Here is a 15,904-nt window from a genome sequence, read left to right as displayed (position 1 = left end):
GCACTTTTAGTATTTTCGTTAAAAATCCTGTTTCATGTTTTTAAGCATTCAAGACTTAGTTGCACAATTCTCTTCTTGGGTATGGGGAATCCCCTTATTAATATTACTTATTGGTGGTGGATTATACCTATTTATCTACTCAGGATTAGTCCCTTTCAGATATATTGGTCATGCTGTCGCCATTTTAAGAGGAAAATACGACAAAGCAGACTCTCCTGGAGATTTATCACATTACGAAGCCTTATCATCTGCCATAGCAGCTACTGTAGGAATGGGAAATATTAGTGGAGTTGCTATTGCCATTGCAACGGGAGGTCCTGGTGCTATTTTTTGGATGTGGGTAAGTGCTTTTGTAGGAATGGCAACTAAGTTTTTCACCTGTAGTTTATCGGTAATGTATCGAGGAAAAGATGAAAACGGAAATGTAAAAGGAGGACCAATGTATGTAATTACTGAAGGTTTAGGAAAGCGCTGGAAGCCTTTAGCTGTGTTTTTTGCTTCTGCAGGATTAATAGGAACTCTACCTGCTTTTCAAGCAAACCAATTAACACAAACGTTGATTGACGTTTTTCAGGTACAAGAAACCAATCATTTCACTGCAAAATTATTACTAGGAATTACCATTGCCATTATTGTAGCTATGGTAATTTTTGGGGGAATTAAACGAATTGGTAGTGTTGCAGGTAAATTAGTTCCTGTAATGGTAGTAGTATATCTTATTACAGTATTAACTATCCTGTTTTTAAGAATGGAACAAGTTCCGGGTATTTTTTCTTTAATTTTTGAAGATGCTTTTTCAGGAAAATCTGTTTTAGGAGGTGCTTTAGGGGTTTTGATAATTACTGGTGTTAAACGTGCTGCATTTTCTAACGAAGCAGGATTAGGTACAGCACCTATGATGCACGGAACAGCGAAAACCAAAGAACCTATCCGTGAAGGATTGGTTGCTATGTTAGGACCTGCTATTGATACACTATTAGTTTGTTCTTTAACTGCCTTGGCTATTTTAGCTTCGGGAGTTTGGAAAGGTTTTGAAGGTAACGGAATTTCTATGACATTGGCTGCATTTGATGCGGTACTTCCTCACAACATAGGAAGTGTTATTTTAACCATTTGTGTATTGATTTTTGCTTTCTCAACACTATTTACCTACTCCTTTTATGGATTGAGTTGTTTGAGTTTTTTAACCAATACTAAAATAGGAAAGAACTACAATTACATCTACATCCTTACCATTGTAATTGCCTCTATCATCAAATTAGACTTTGTTATCAATCTAATTGATAGTGCGTATGCTTTAATGGCAATCCCTACAGTATTGTCAACGCTGATTTTAGCTCCAAAAGTAAAAAGAGAAGCTAGAAAATATTTTCAGAAGCTAAAAACTAATTCGTTTTAATACGTTTAAGCTCTTCTATTATTTCAGAAGATAAAGAATCTATTTTTTTAGAGGTTTCTTTTATATTTTCTTGATGACTTATTGAATCCTTTACAACATCTAAAGTTGTTTTGGTTGAATTGATATACCAATCTTTCCAAGCTGAAATAATGGATAGTTGGGTTGATAACGAATCTCCCTTTTTTAATGCAATTTCGCTTTGCTTCTTTTCTTCTTGAAGTCTTGATATCGCCGCTTTTTCAATATCTTGAAGTATTAATTTTGCAGTAGTATTATCCGCATTTAATAAGGTATATGCTGAAGCCAATGAAGCAATTCCCACATTTTTCAGTGTTTTTTGAGACACTTTATCAATTCGATCATTATCCGTATGATAAAATTGGTCAGTAAAGTGCCAGAACAAAACACTAGGAATATTTCTCTTTAAAAAAGGCACATGATCGCTACCTCCTTCAAACGGATTTGTATTCACTACCCAATTTGTTCTCTTTCCTTGTTCTTTAAACTTCTTAATTAAAAAATCATTCAAATAGTGCGGAGTCATTTCTTCAAGCTTCATTTTGCGCCCTCCCCATTCGGTATGTTTGTCATTACCTCTTGTCCAAATAGCACTAGGATCAGGCATTTTTTCAATTAAAAAAGTACCGCCTGTTTTTTGGGTATCTTCTCCAACCATATCTAAAGAAATTCCCCATTTAATATCTTTTGCTCTAATTGTATCTTCTTTCACATATCTATTTGTTGAAATAATTTCATCTCCCCATAAAAAGGTTAAGCTTCTATTAGGTACAAATATGTTGTTTTTGATAAGCTTAGAAGTAAGTGTGGCCATTTCTAAAGCAACTCCAACACCTGTAGCATTATCGTTAGCTCCAGGTTCTTGTATGTGAGCACTAAAAATCAAACGCTCTTTAGGGTACTTATTCCCTTTTATATCAGCAACAATTGTCAGTTCTTCTGATGGATAAATATTGGTTTTAACTTGTACATTTAGAGATACTTTTCCTTTTAATAATGCTACTTTTAATTCTTCTTTCGCTTTATAAGACATGGCAACTGCCCAAGATTTTACTTCTTCATTTAACGGGATTGATCTAAATTGAATAGAAGTAGTATTTTTCTGAGGTTGTAAGTATTTTGGATTGCTATAGGTAATAAGCCCCAAAGCTCCGCCTTTTACAATAGCTTGATTAAATATTCTATGAGGGCTTGTTTCAGCAAAAACAATCTTCCCTTTAACATCTAACTCTTTCAACTTTTTTATGTCTTTAACATATACTACTTCAGCTGTCACCCCTTCTTTAGGTGTACTGTAAGAGTTTAAAGCAATCATATTTCTATTGGTGCTATGCTGTAAAAGAGGAATATCTTCTCCAACTATCATTACAGAAGCATTCACAGATTCCCAAGTAGGTTTTTTTAAGGGTCTTTTTTCTATTCTGTAGGTTAAAATATCTTTACTTGTAGCACTATCTTCTTTAACAAATCCTGATTTTTCTAATTCTTCTGCAATTTTGTATACACTTTTATTAAAGCCTGTGTTACCAACAACACGCCAATATTTTTCTACAAAAGAAGTTGTTTCATAAGCTAAATCTCCAGTAAACTCTTCATTTAAAATATCGAAATAATTAGAGGTTTTTAAAACTGGAACTACTTTTTCATTCTTACAACTTAGAAACAATAAAAGGACAGGTAATAAATAAAGTTTTTTTAGCATAACGGGATTTTGTGGCTTTAAATGTACACTTTTTATATCTTCTTGTACTGGTCAATTTTGCTTTCTTAATGACGACAGTTTATTTAATATGTTACAAAAAACTACAAACCGTATTGAAATTAAAAGTGAATGAATTTTAAGAGACTTTTGCTATTTCTTTATATAGTTTCTCCCTCTCCCTATCGGATAATCTTCATAAAAATCTTCAAAAGTTTTATCAGTCGTGTATTGATCACGTAGTACTTTGTAAACCATCAAAATTACTAATAGCTTACCTATCACTGTAAGTATAAACATCCAACTAAAGCCTATATTAGTAAAAGCCAAAACAGTAAGCACTAATAAAAAAATAGTGACAAACAACACCAAAAACATCGCTGAATTCTTCATAATCACACATTACCCAATAATTTACGAAAAAATTAATAAAAAAACAAAGCCCTAATTACTTTACAAAAAGTAACCTTAGGCTTTTAATGTTACTGTGGAGTATTTATTTTGAGATAGAAGAAAACGATTAATACTTTATTACTTTTCTACCTTTCACAAGCAAAGTTAAATCCTTAATTTTGCGCAGCTAAAATTTCTAGATTCCGAAATACCTTCGGAATGACAATTTGTAGGAAATCTCGCTATGCGAGAAAAAAACTTTTAAAAATGTACAGAACGCATACTTGTGGCGAGTTAAGAGCATCGCACATCAATACTGAAGTAACCCTTTCTGGATGGGTACAAAAATCACGTGATAAAGGTTTTATGATTTGGGTAGATTTACGTGATCGTTACGGAATTACACAGTTAATTTTCGACGAAGAGCGTACTTCTAAAGAGTTAATGGAAAAAGCCAAAACGTTAGGACGTGAGTTTGTAGTACAAGTAACTGGAAAAGTGATTGAGCGTCAATCTAAAAACGTAAATATTCCAACAGGTGATGTAGAAGTTTTAGTATCGAACTTAGAAATTTTAAACGAAGCTAAATTACCTCCTTTTACTATAGAAGATGAAACGGATGGGGGTGAAGATTTACGTATGAAATATCGTTATTTAGATATTCGTCGTAATCCGGTAAAAAACAGCTTAGTTTTCCGTCATAAAGTGTCGATGGAAGTTCGTAAATATTTATCTGACAAAGGATTTATTGATGTGGAAACTCCATATTTAATTAAATCCACTCCAGAAGGAGCACGTGATTTCTTAGTGCCTTCTCGTATGAACGCGGGACAATTTTACGCCTTACCTCAATCACCACAAACCTTTAAACAGTTGTTAATGGTAGGTGGTATGGATAAATACTTCCAGATTGTAAAATGTTTTAGAGATGAAGATTTACGTGCCGACCGTCAACCAGAATTTACACAAATAGACTGTGAAATGGCGTTTGTTGAGCAAGAAGATGTGTTAGAGATTTTTGAAGGAATGACACGTCATTTATTGAAAGAAATCAACGGAGTTGACGTAGAGAAATTCCCAAGAATTACTTTTGATGAAGCGATGCGTAAATATGGTAACGACAAACCAGATATCCGTTTTGGAATGGAATTTGGCGAGTTAAACGAAGTAGCACAGCACAAAGACTTTAAAGTATTTAACGATGCTGAATTAGTAGTAGGTATTGCTGTACCAGGAGGAGCTTCATACACTCGTAAAGAGATTGATAAGTTAATTGACTGGGTAAAGCGTCCGCAAGTAGGAGCTTTAGGAATGGTATATGTAAAGTGTAACGAAGATGGAAGCTTTAAATCGTCGGTAGATAAATTCTATGATCAAGACGATTTAGCAAAATGGGCTGAAGCTACAGGAGCAAAGGCTGGGGATTTAATTTGTGTGCTTTCAGGAAATACTAACAAAGTTCGCGTACAATTAAGTGCTTTACGTATGGAAATGGCAGAGCGTTTAGGTTTACGTAAACCAAACGAATTTGCTCCGTTATGGGTAATCGATTTCCCATTACTAGAATTAGATGAAGAAACAGGACACTACCATGCAATGCACCATCCATTTACCTCTCCGAAACCAGGTCAATTAGCATTATTAGATACTGATCCAGGAGCAGTAAAAGCTAACGCTTATGATTTAGTATTAAACGGAAACGAAATTGGTGGAGGTTCTATTAGAATTCACGATAAAGAAACTCAGGCAATCATGTTTAAGCATTTAGGATTTACCGAAGAAGAGGCAAAAGCTCAGTTCGGATTCTTAATGGATGCTTTTGAATACGGAGCACCACCACATGGAGGTTTAGCTTTTGGATTAGATAGATTGGTAGCTATTTTAGGAGGTCAAGAAACCATTAGAGATTTTATTGCCTTCCCTAAAAACAATTCAGGTCGTGATGTAATGATAGACGCACCTGCAACTATAGATGATGAACAACTACAAGAACTAAGCATCAAACTAGATGTGAAATCTTAAAAAATAAAAACCCTGCAAAATTTGCAGGGTTTTTTATTACCTTTAATGTACGTCTTGAAAAGGTAAAACTTCACGAAAACAAACCAATAACATATTATGAAACAAGCTATTTCTAAAAAGCTTAATGAACTAGAATCAACTGCTATTTGTGGTAACGACATTAGCTCTTCTGTTTTATATGTATCAGCATTGGCTATTGCTTTTGCTGGTCAGTATGCATGGATAACTCTATTAATTGTGTCGGTAGTATTGTTTTTATTTCGGAAAATTTACGGTGAAGTTGTTGGTGCAATGCCTTTAAACGGTGGCGCATACAATGCTCTATTGAATACCACAAGTAAGTTAATGGCCTCTTTTGCAGCAACACTTACCATACTTTCTTATATGGCCACAGCTGTTATTTCAGCCAATGAAGCAATTCATTATCTACACCATCTAATTCCCTCAATGCCTATTATTATAGCAACTGTTGGACTTTTAATGCTTTTTGCTTCATTAACTATTGGTGGTATAACAGAATCAGCTAAAGTAGCTGTCGGAATCTTTTTATTTCATTTACTATCGTTAATCGTTCTTGCCCTTTTTATTGTTTTCTATTTGTTTCAAAACGGAATTGGCACTCTTTTTAGTAACTGGGGGCATCAATCTGAAAACAGTATATGGTATGCTATCTTTTTTGGTTTTGCAGCATCAATGTTAGGGGTTTCTGGTTTTGAAAGTTCTGCAAACTTTGTTGAAGAACAACAAAAAGGAGTGTTTCCTAAGACGTTAAAAAACATGTGGGTAATTGTAAGTATTATTAATCCTTTAATGGCTATTTTTGCATTATCTCTTTTCGCAATCCCTGTTTTACAGAGTGCTGATTATCAAAACACCTTATTAGTTCAAATGGGAGAATTTGTTGGAGGTGATTGGGTTGCTGCAATTATTGCTATAGATGCTTTTTTGGTATTAAGTGGAGCTGTTTTAACAAGCTTTGTTGGCGTTACTGGTTTACTTGAACGTATGACATTAGACCGAATTATGCCTCAATTCTTTTTAAAAAAGAACAAAAGAGGTAGTTCTTATCGAATTATTATTTTATTCTTTATTCTGGCAGTTTCTGTGTTACTTATAACTAACGGAAATGTTGCTTTATTAGCTGGTGTATATACTATTTCTTTTTTATCGGTAATGGCATTGTTTGCTATAGGAAACATCTTATTAAAAATAAGGAGAAATCAATTACCTAGACCAGAAAAGGCAACGTGGGCTTCTGTTTTATTAGCTATAATTGCTGTATTATGTGCTTTAACTGGTAATATTTTAATGGAACCAAAAGATGGTTTACCTAGCAACACTTCTGTATTTTTAAACTACTTTATTCCAACTATAATTTTCATTATAATTATGTTAAATCGTACTGTTTTATTAAAACTAGTACTACAAATAATTTATGCCATCTTTAATCCTTTGAGACGATTAGTTTCAAGCATGGATAGGAAAATTACCAAAACCATTAACAAAATAAACGACCAAGAGTTTGTCTTTTTTACAAAGGGAGACAATATTGCTACTTTGAATAAGGTTATGCTATACATTATTAAAAATGAGCATACAAAAAAGATAAAAATTGTATTAGCACTTGACGAAGGGGATACAATTCCTGAAAACTTACCTAATGAGATCACTTTTCTAGATAAAGAATATCCCAAGATTAAAGTAAACTTTCAAGTTGTTCAAGGAAAATTTAGTCCTGAGTTAATTAGAGAACTATCTGAGAAATGGAATATTCCTATTAACTTTATGTTTATAGGCGCTCCAAGTGATAAATTCCCTTACAAAGTTGAAGAACTAGGTGGCGTCCGATTAATCGTCTGATAATTTTTTTTCTTCTTATTTAGTAAATCAAAAAGAGGATAGTATCTTTAAATATTCTTAACTAGCTTTTCAAAAATTAACTAAGCATCTAGAACACAATGCCTACATCTAAAGAAGCTTATAAAAAAATATTAATTTGGAGATACAAACATATCTCTGAACGACAGTTTGTATATGTTTTAAGTATTTTAGTAGGGTTTTTAGCAGGTATTGGCACCTTAATTCTTAAGAACCTTACTTTTTACTTTCACCGTATTTTAGAAGATGGGCTTATTAAAGATTATCATCATTCTTTGTACTTTATTTTTCCTATTATAGGGTTATTTTTAGTGTTTTACATAAAGAAATATTTCATCAAAAAAGATATTGGTCACGGTATTTCTACCACTTTACAGTCCATTTCTAAAAAGAATGGAATTATTGAGCGTTATAAAATTTATGCTTCGTTAATTACAGCCCCCATAACTGTAGGTTTTGGAGGTTCTGTAGGATTACAAGGTCCAGCAGTAAGTACAGGTGCTGCCTTAGGTTCTGGTGTAGCACAGTTATTTCATATGAACATGAGAACTCGTATGCTATTAATTGGTTGCGCTACTGCAGGAGCGATGTCTTCAATGTTCAAAGCTCCTATTGCTGCTATTATTTTTGCAGTAGAAATTTTTAGTTTAGACCTTGCTTTTGCTTCGTTAGTTCCGTTATTATTAGCATCTGTTTCTGCTGTAATTACTTCTTATTTCTTTTTAGGGAAAGATGTATTATTTAGCGTCCAACTTCAAGATGCTTTTGAAATTAACGATCTTATCTTTTACATAGCTTTGGCTATTTTTACAGGATTTTCTTCTGTATATTTTTCTAAAATCTATTTTAGAATCATTAATTTTTTCAAAAAATACAATCCTTTTAAACGATTAGTATTTGGTGGGGTTGCCATTGGTATAATGTTGTTTTTAATTCCTCCTTTATTTGGTGAAGGGTACGGAATTATCAATAATTTATTGTCTGAAAATGCTAGTGCCGCTCTCAAAAGTATCCATTATTCAATTGATTTTGACAATGTGTGGATGGTTATAATTTTTCTATTAATTATTGGTGTTTTTAAAGTAATTGCCATGACAACTACTTTTGCTGCGGGTGGAGTTGGTGGAATTTTTATTCCAACACTTGTTATGGGAAGTGCTTTGGGAAATGTTACTGCTAAAATTATCAACCAATTCGGATTTGATGTCTCGGAAACTAACTTCACGCTGATTGGTATGACAGGCTTAATGGCAGGGGTTTTACACGCACCTTTAACGGCTATTTTCTTAATTGCTGAAATAACCGGAGGCTATGATTTATTTGTTCCATTGATGCTCGTTTCAGCAGTTTCTTATGCCATTACCAAATACTTTGTTTCTAATTCAATTTATACTATTGAGCTAGCTAAACGTGGTGAACTTATTACGCACAATAAAGATAAAAATGTAATGATGATGATGAAGATTAGTAAAATTATTGAAAAGAACTTTATTAAAATTTACCCTGACATGACCCTAGGAGAGATGCTTAAACAAGCTGTTTCTAAATCGAAACGGAATATTTTTCCTGTTGTTGATAATGAAAATAAGTTTATGGGAATTGTTTTGCTAGATGATATCCGCCCTATGATGTTTAATCAAGAGCTGTACGATACAACTACTGTTAAAGATATTATGAAGATAGCTCCCGCCATTATTTTTTATGATGATGACACTGAAAAGGTGATGCAAAAATTTAAAGAAAGTGGTGCTTGGAACTTGCCTGTAGTTAAAAACGGTGTGTATGTTGGATTTATTTCTAAGTCAAAACTACTCTCTGTGTATAGAAACAAGCTAATTGAGGTTACTGTTTAGTTCAATGCTCTTAGTTCACATTTTGAAGTAAAAAAATAATTCCCTCCTTTAGATTGCTTAGGCACCCTATTATCCACACACATATAACGCAACTCACAATCTTTACATTCATCTATTACATCCTTATTAATGCTCCAATACTTTTGAAACTGTTCTGAATCTACAACCGCTTCCAGTTCCTTAAACGTTAGTCTTGCTATGTTCCCAAATAACTCTTCAGTTTCTGGAGCATTCAACACCCCTCCTTCTTTATTTATAAAAACCTTTTTATTAAAGTAGGTATTATATTTTTGAGATTCTGTAAATAAGGATATGTTTATCTTGAAAAAATATTCTTTTTTATTTACAAATCGTTTAGGTGATGTTATAAGAATTTTTGAAGATGATGTTTTTAACTGTTCGTCACTTAAGAGAAAAATTGTTTCTATCCTTTTATTCTCAACTATAAGTTGTTCATAATCGGTTATTTTTTCTCCTTTGTTAAATGGTGTTTCAAACACAACGGAAAAAATAGCAGAAGTGGTTAATTTTTCCATAATATTTTTCATAAGAAGAAATGATTTAGGAGCGTCAATTTTAAGATACAAGTATTCACAGCCTAATGCTGTAAGGTATGCTACTATTTTTTCGAACAAAGGATATGTTGTTTCACTTATCTCAATAATTGCATTTGATATTTTAGCAGGAGACCTCCATTTCATACTCAATTTAGGGAACAACTCTAACTCATCTTTATCTATTAAAAATGTAAGCTCTTTATTTGTTAAAAATTGAAAGTATTCTTCTACGACTTGCTCATTATCTTTACCACATAATTCAAATATTTCTGAAATAGTATGTTCTTCAAATAACTGAATGAAGTTGTATAAATCGTTAGGAATATTAAACATTTGTTTTCTTTGCAAGTCATATATAACAGATTTATCTCTCCCTAAAACTGGAATACAATTAGAAAACATTCTTACATATTTATTACTGTTCTTCATTAATTGGGTGTTGTATTGTTATTGGCTTGTAAAAACTTCTTTTTAAAGCATACCTATCGTGATATTTGCCTATTGATATTCTATTATGAATTAACGACATAGAGCTGTTACTAATAGATTTTATTTCTGATAAATAGATTACTGCAGATAATTTGTTTTTACACTCTTCTTTCGTTTTGTTCAATAACTGTTGAGCTTCTTTTTGAGATATCATAATTTTTGAGTTTGTACGCTATTTTTTCTTCTAAATAATAATTACATGGATAAGAAACCATACCAAATTGCCCTATAGGATTTACTTCTAAGAAAACATATTGTTTAGAGGGTGTGTAAATTAAATCGAAAGAACAACTCGTTAAATTTAGTTTTTCTGCCAACGTTTTTAATTTTATTTCAATGTCTGATGGTAGATTAAACGGAATTGTTCTATTGGGTTTTTGATTATTATAACATCTAAAATCTGTTTTAGTTTGTTCGTCTAACTGAGAGAAAATAGCCATTGAATAAAACTCTCCATCCAAAAAATAACTACGTATTTCGAGTGTTTTTTTAATGTTTTCTTGAAATAAACTAATCCCGAAAGTATCGTCAAATAAATCAGCTTTCTCTGTATTTATCGATGTTGTATAGGTAGGTAACCAATAAGTATCTCCGTACAAACTCATTGGGTCATTGATTGGCTTTGTAATTAACAATTTGTTTTTTAATTCTTCTCTTAAAACTTTTTTTTGATTTGTTATGGTAGTTTTAGGAATACACAGCCCCAACTGTTTTGCTAAGGTTAATACAATAAGTTTATTAACTTTTTTAAAGTTATAATTATTTATAGAAGGTTTTTGATGTAGTAAAAAATGTAAGTACTCAAATAAGTCTTTTTTTTCCTCATTATAAAACTCAGTTATTTTATCTCCTATAAAATCTTTTACCTCAATACAATCATACAGCGTAAAGTTTCCTCTTCGATACCAAACCGAAGTAATTTCATTAAAATTAACTGTTGCATCTTTAGTGCTAATAAGCACCTCTGAGGTGTTTATATTTACGGTTAAGCTGTTTATAAGCTCATTATTATTAAGCAGTATAAAATCTTCTTTTAAATAACTAAGCCATCTTATTATATCAATGGTGCTTTCATCTTGTTCTATAGATAAAATTAATATCATACTTCAACTATTTAACCCATTCTGCCAAAATAGAATTAACAGAATGGGTTATTAAGAACTAACTAATCTTTATAACCATCAGTTCCCATATTAATCCCGTCTACATAGGTTCCAATGTTAAAACTTCCTACATAGTCTTCTTCTCTCTCGTCTCTCCAATAAACACCAGATCCGTAGTAAAGACCTCCTTTAGTTGTGTCCATCTCATTTTGAGACATTTCAAACTCTTTTAATGATTTCATTTTTGAATTCATAATAAATATTAATTTGGTTACCTACTCTGTTTACTATGGGATTTTCGGCTTACTCCCTTTAATATCTGTATCAATTCTTACGTATTTTTACTTTCTTTTTTTAAAAGGTTGGATACAAATATTGAATTTTTAGCAAAGTGAAATTGAAGTGCTGGGGAACTATTTATAAAATCAGGAGGTACTATTTAAAAATTATAACAGCTTAATAAAGCTAATTTCTAATTCTAAAATCGTTTTTTGTTTGTTGTGAACGCTGTTACTGCTTATCGTTTTTCACATATTCACTAAGGTATTTTGTTTTTTATGAGCGTCTCCACAAAAATTCTTAAACAGCATTAAGTATTTACTTATTTTAAGACAAATTAGTGTGTCACAAACTTTTTTTTTGAGATACTGAAGTATTACACCTATAATCATCTACAAAAACTCTTGTTAACTGAACTCAAGTAATGTGGTTGTTACCATAGCAAAAAGAGCTACACTTTTAAAAATATAGCTCTCTTATTTTGGCAAATTGCTTGAAGTATATAAGTTTATTATCTAGTTAAAAAGGCAACCATTTTATCAGGAAAGTCGGTAAAACCACCATCTACATTAGCTTCAAAAAGTAATACTTGCATCATTTCTTCAAAAGAAGAAAACTCATCTAATTGATCAGCTCTAAAAGTGTACGGATGCACTTGTAATCCTAGTTTATGAGCTTCTTCAACCAATGTTGTAAACTGCCATTGATTTCCTTCTTTCTTATCTAAAAGTTGTTTATACCAAGGCCCTAACCCATCAGCATAAGTTGTGTAATGTTTTAGCTGTTTAGTTTCTTCTGGGAATTCAATCAACTGAACTAAAAACAAGTCAGATTCTAATTCTTTTCGAACCCTCTCCAGTTCTTTTGCATCAAAGCATTGAAACATACATTTGTCTTTCTTTGTTTTGTAACCATATTCTGAAAGGATATCCAATGTGATTTTGGCAATGTCTTTTCCATTTTGGTGATGGAATTCTGGATTCTTAATTTCAGGATAAATCCCGATATTTTTTCCTGTAGTCTTATTTAATCCTTGAATCAACTCTATTTCCTCTTGCAAAGAATGTAATTTAAAGTTGCCTTTTCCCTTCGGGAATCGATTTGGATACACCTGCTTTCCTGTTTTCGGATTAAAACGTTCTGTAACATTTAACTCTTGTAGCTCTTTAAAAGTAAAATCTATTACATAAAAACGTTTGTCTTCTCGCTTTCTTTCTGGAAACTTTTCAGCAACATTGGTAACATCATCCAAATATATATCGTGAATAACAACAGGGACATCGTCTTTACTCAATACTAAATCTTGTTCTATATAATCAGGACTCATAGCATACGCTATAGCTTTAGCTTCCATAGTATGTTCTGGTAAATATCCTGAGGCTCCACGATGAGCAATTACAATTTTCTTTTGCATATTCGTTGGTTTTATTTTTGGATTACATCCAAAGAAAAGAGATAAGAAAAACAGTATATAAAATTGTTTCATTATTTACAGATATACTTGAGCGGTTAAAACCAGCATTGTAAAAACTGTTAAGATAATTACCAACGGAATTACAAACTTCAACCATTTATCATAACCAACTTTTACAATAGCTAAGGATGCTAAAATTAAGCCTGTTGGGTTGATAAAAGCAAATAAACCCATACCGTATTGATATGTGTTTACAATTACCTCTCTACCTACTCCAACTGTATCTGCCAACGGAGACATAATAGGCATAGTCAAAACTGCCATACCTGAAGAACTTGGAATAAAAAACGACAACCCTGAATAAATAAATAACATTACATTGGTAAAAACACCTTTAGACATCCCTGTAGTAAACTCACTTGCGTGTTGTAAAATGGTATCGCTTATTAAACCTTGTTCCATTAAAACAGAAACTCCACGTGCAATACCTATAATAAAAGCAACTCCTAATAAATCACCTGCTCCTTTAATAAACGTATTTACAAAGTTTTCTTCTTTCATTTTGGCTAAAAAACCTATTAAAATAGCTCCTATTAAAAACACCACAGTCATTTCTTCAAACCACCATCCTAAGCGAGAAACTCCATAAATCATAATTATAAAGCACATTGCAAAAATGGTTAGTATAATTCGTAACCTACCCGTTAACGTATGCGTGTTTGAGGTTGAGCTACCAAAAAGATTTTCAATCATTTCTTTTTGATCGTAAATAATCGATTTTGTTGGGTCTTTTTGAACTTTGTTTGCGTAACGTAAAATGTAAATAACACAAATAACAACTCCTCCAATTAGCATTAACAATCTCCCTGTAAAACCAGTTGTCCAGTTAATCCCCGCAGCATCTGAAGCAATAATAACACTAAATGGATTTACTGTTGAGCACATTGTACCTATAGATGATCCAATATACACACACGCTAAAGCTACTATGGCATCGTATTTTGCTGCTAAAAATATTGGAATTAATATCGGATAAAAGGCAATAGTTTCTTCTGCTAATCCAAAAGTTGTCCCTCCTACGGCTATTAAAGTCGTTACTACAAATATGAGCCAATACTCTTTTCCTTTTAGTGTTTTTGCTAACCAGGTTATTCCAGCATCAAAAGCACCGGTAAAATTCATTATTCCAATAATTCCACCTAAAATTAGAACAAATAAAATTATATCAGATGATTGAATAATTCCTTTTATAGGAGATTTAAAAAATTCTAAAAAGCCTTGTGGTTTTGGATCTAACTGAGTATATGTTCCTGGTACACTAATTGGTTTTGCTATATCTCCATTTGTAAATTTCTCTAACGGAATTTTGATTCCTAAGCCTTCTAGTGTTTCTTGACTTGCAGGCAACGCTTTTTCGTCTTCTAAATGTAAATAAATAAATGAGTTACTGTTTTTTTGATACTGTAAGGTATCGAACTTACCTGCAGGTACAAACCATGTTAAAATAGCAACTAATCCTGCTATCAATAATAAAATGGTATGCGGGGTTGGGAATTTAATTTTCTTCAAGACAATGAGTTATTATTTATCTGCATAAAAGTAAAAAAAACCAAGAGATGCACATCTCTTGGTTTAATAATAATTAAAATAATTATTGGGAATTTGTTGAAAAAAGACTTTGGTTTTCTAATTTAACATAGAAGCTCTAGCTCCTCCTGGTTGAAAGATTGCTCTCATTCTGTTACGTTGACCATCTGTAAACATATACATACAAGCATCATCAGTATAATCCATATAGTTCATTGTCATATCTGCAGATTTACAATTAACTGTTGGATATGAAGGACAACCATAATTAGGTCCATCAGAAGCAGGTGTATCCTCTACAAAATCGTCTTGACGACATCTACCATCACCCCAAATATGACGAAGATTTAAGTAATGACCTATCTCATGAGTTAAAGTTCTCCCTTCATTATAAGGTGCTGCTGAACCTCCTGGCAAACTTGAATACAGTAACACTACACCATCAGTATCTGAATTTCCTCCTGGAAATTGAGCGTACCCTAAAATTCCTCCTCCAATATTACATACCCATACATTTAAATGAGTTTCTGGCGTAATTGGCGGATAAGCTTGCTTTACTGCATCGTTTGTTCCCCATGAAGATGTAGCGTCATCATGCCTAAAAGTGCCTGCTAACGTAAATGTTATTTCTGTATTGGTAGCATCGTTAATAAAATCAGTAGCTCCTGATGGTAACTGATTTGTGTTCGGGCTTGTAAAATCACTATTAATTACATTCATTTGTGATTGTACTTGCGAGTTTGTAACCGCACTAGCATCTGGCAATACGATATGAAAGTAAACGGGAATTGAGATATTTAAACCATCATCTATTGGTTCAACATCAACGTCTCCATCACCTCCTCCGTTATTTCCCCCATTTCCATTTCCTCCTCCTGGTGTTCCGTCTGGCTTTTTACTATTTAAAAATTTCCTTGTAGCGTATTCAACATCATACATTTTCTTATACAGTCCAGGGTTTTCTTTTACTTGTCGATTTAAAACTTTCATAGAATAGCATTTGTTAGACATAGTTCCTTTTGAAGCAACCTCATCTGTTTCAATGTAGAAGTCACTCATATCAACAGCTACTTCTTGAGCTATTTCTTGTTTATTATTTGTTTCATCTTGACAGCCAATTAGTAGACCTACCATTATTGCAAGCCCTAGAAAAAGTTTTTTCATTTTTTTGAGTTTTAAAGAGTTAGTTAAAATTTTCACTTTATAGCTATCC

13 protein-coding genes are annotated in these 15,904 nt (G+C 32.4%); 4 read left to right on the top strand and 9 right to left on the bottom strand.

Annotated features, from left to right (window positions below):
* The first annotated feature begins 34 nt into the window (after positions 1 to 34).
* Positions 35 to 1,399 (top strand): alanine/glycine:cation symporter family protein, encoded by a 1,365-nt coding sequence (locus D6T69_RS03610; protein WP_125066498.1) that lies wholly within the window; start codon positions 35 to 37, stop codon positions 1,397 to 1,399.
* Here the strand turns inward: D6T69_RS03610 and D6T69_RS03605 are convergent.
* Together D6T69_RS03605 and D6T69_RS03600 are read right to left on the bottom strand one after the other, a co-directional pair.
* A complete protein-coding gene (locus tag D6T69_RS03605; RefSeq protein ID WP_125066497.1) occupies positions 1,386 to 3,119 on the bottom strand; it encodes a M28 family peptidase in 1,734 nt (577 codons plus the stop codon). The two genes, D6T69_RS03610 and D6T69_RS03605, sit on opposite strands and share 14 nt — an antisense overlap.
* Before the next feature lie 150 nt (positions 3,120 to 3,269).
* Positions 3,270 to 3,509: a hypothetical protein gene (locus D6T69_RS03600; RefSeq protein WP_125066496.1), complete on the bottom strand. Its 240-nt coding sequence runs from the start codon at positions 3,507 to 3,509 to the stop codon at positions 3,270 to 3,272.
* A 267-nt stretch (positions 3,510 to 3,776) separates the two neighbouring features.
* On the opposite strand from D6T69_RS03600, the gene aspS reads away from it, so the two are divergent.
* The 3 genes from aspS (at position 3,777) to D6T69_RS03585 (ending at position 9,262) form a co-directional block, all read left to right on the top strand.
* Entirely contained in the window at positions 3,777 to 5,531 is a 1,755-nt protein-coding gene (gene aspS / locus D6T69_RS03595; RefSeq protein ID WP_125066495.1) for an aspartate--tRNA ligase, read from the top strand.
* 96 nt (positions 5,532 to 5,627) lie between these two features.
* Complete coding sequence (locus D6T69_RS03590) at positions 5,628 to 7,391, top strand: APC family permease (protein ID WP_125066494.1); 1,764 nt, start codon at positions 5,628 to 5,630, stop codon at positions 7,389 to 7,391.
* A 98-nt stretch (positions 7,392 to 7,489) separates the two neighbouring features.
* Positions 7,490 to 9,262 carry a chloride channel protein gene (locus D6T69_RS03585; RefSeq protein WP_125066493.1) on the top strand — a complete coding sequence of 591 codons (1,773 nt, stop codon included), beginning with the start codon at positions 7,490 to 7,492 and terminating at the stop codon, positions 9,260 to 9,262.
* On the opposite strand, the gene gwsS is transcribed toward D6T69_RS03585, so the two are convergent.
* The 7 genes from gwsS to D6T69_RS03550 form a co-directional block, all read right to left on the bottom strand.
* Positions 9,259 to 10,248 carry a grasp-with-spasm system SPASM domain peptide maturase gene (gwsS, locus tag D6T69_RS03580; RefSeq protein WP_125066492.1) on the bottom strand — a complete coding sequence of 330 codons (990 nt, stop codon included), beginning with the start codon at positions 10,246 to 10,248 and terminating at the stop codon, positions 9,259 to 9,261. The genes D6T69_RS03585 and gwsS overlap by 4 nt on opposite strands.
* Positions 10,235 to 10,462: a hypothetical protein gene (locus D6T69_RS03575; protein WP_125066491.1), complete on the bottom strand. Its 228-nt coding sequence runs from the start codon at positions 10,460 to 10,462 to the stop codon at positions 10,235 to 10,237. Before D6T69_RS03575 ends, gwsS begins: the two co-directional genes overlap by 14 nt.
* Positions 10,407 to 11,411 (bottom strand): grasp-with-spasm system ATP-grasp peptide maturase, encoded by a 1,005-nt coding sequence (gene gwsG, locus D6T69_RS03570; protein ID WP_125066490.1) that lies wholly within the window; start codon positions 11,409 to 11,411, stop codon positions 10,407 to 10,409. The genes D6T69_RS03575 and gwsG overlap by 56 nt, the downstream gene beginning before the upstream one ends.
* A gap of 62 nt (positions 11,412 to 11,473) precedes the next feature.
* The gene (locus D6T69_RS03565) at positions 11,474 to 11,653 is read right to left on the bottom strand and encodes a hypothetical protein (RefSeq protein ID WP_125066489.1); all 180 of its coding nucleotides are present in this window, start codon (positions 11,651 to 11,653) and stop codon (positions 11,474 to 11,476) included.
* 548 nt (positions 11,654 to 12,201) lie between these two features.
* Positions 12,202 to 13,176 (bottom strand): glycerophosphodiester phosphodiesterase, encoded by a 975-nt coding sequence (glpQ, locus tag D6T69_RS03560; RefSeq protein WP_125066488.1) that lies wholly within the window; start codon positions 13,174 to 13,176, stop codon positions 12,202 to 12,204.
* Positions 13,177 to 13,179: 3 nt separating this feature from the next.
* A complete protein-coding gene (locus tag D6T69_RS03555) occupies positions 13,180 to 14,673 on the bottom strand; it encodes a YfcC family protein (protein WP_125066487.1) in 1,494 nt (497 codons plus the stop codon).
* A 117-nt stretch (positions 14,674 to 14,790) separates the two neighbouring features.
* Complete coding sequence (locus D6T69_RS03550) at positions 14,791 to 15,855, bottom strand: zinc metalloprotease (protein ID WP_125066486.1); 1,065 nt, start codon at positions 15,853 to 15,855, stop codon at positions 14,791 to 14,793.
* Positions 15,856 to 15,904 lie beyond the last annotated feature (49 nt).

Source organism: Tenacibaculum singaporense, assembly GCF_003867015.1.
GTDB classification, from domain to species: Bacteria; Bacteroidota; Bacteroidia; order Flavobacteriales; family Flavobacteriaceae; genus Polaribacter; species Polaribacter singaporensis.
Note: the sequence above shows the minus strand (reverse complement) of the source record. Positions and strands in the feature narration are given on the sequence as shown.

Coding starts and splice junctions, on each gene's coding strand:
- D6T69_RS03610 (WP_125066498.1), top strand. CDS start 35: ATGTTTTTAAGCATTCAAGACTTAGTTGCACAATTCTCTTCTTGGGTA.
- D6T69_RS03605 (WP_125066497.1), bottom strand. CDS start 3,119: ATGCTAAAAAAACTTTATTTATTACCTGTCCTTTTATTGTTTCTAAGT.
- D6T69_RS03600 (WP_125066496.1), bottom strand. CDS start 3,509: ATGAAGAATTCAGCGATGTTTTTGGTGTTGTTTGTCACTATTTTTTTA.
- aspS (WP_125066495.1), top strand. CDS start 3,777: ATGTACAGAACGCATACTTGTGGCGAGTTAAGAGCATCGCACATCAAT.
- D6T69_RS03590 (WP_125066494.1), top strand. CDS start 5,628: ATGAAACAAGCTATTTCTAAAAAGCTTAATGAACTAGAATCAACTGCT.
- D6T69_RS03585 (WP_125066493.1), top strand. CDS start 7,490: ATGCCTACATCTAAAGAAGCTTATAAAAAAATATTAATTTGGAGATAC.
- gwsS (WP_125066492.1), bottom strand. CDS start 10,248: ATGAAGAACAGTAATAAATATGTAAGAATGTTTTCTAATTGTATTCCA.
- D6T69_RS03575 (WP_125066491.1), bottom strand. CDS start 10,462: ATGATATCTCAAAAAGAAGCTCAACAGTTATTGAACAAAACGAAAGAA.
- gwsG (WP_125066490.1), bottom strand. CDS start 11,411: ATGATATTAATTTTATCTATAGAACAAGATGAAAGCACCATTGATATA.
- D6T69_RS03565 (WP_125066489.1), bottom strand. CDS start 11,653: ATGAAATCATTAAAAGAGTTTGAAATGTCTCAAAATGAGATGGACACA.
- glpQ (WP_125066488.1), bottom strand. CDS start 13,176: ATGAAACAATTTTATATACTGTTTTTCTTATCTCTTTTCTTTGGATGT.
- D6T69_RS03550 (WP_125066486.1), bottom strand. CDS start 15,855: ATGAAAAAACTTTTTCTAGGGCTTGCAATAATGGTAGGTCTACTAATT.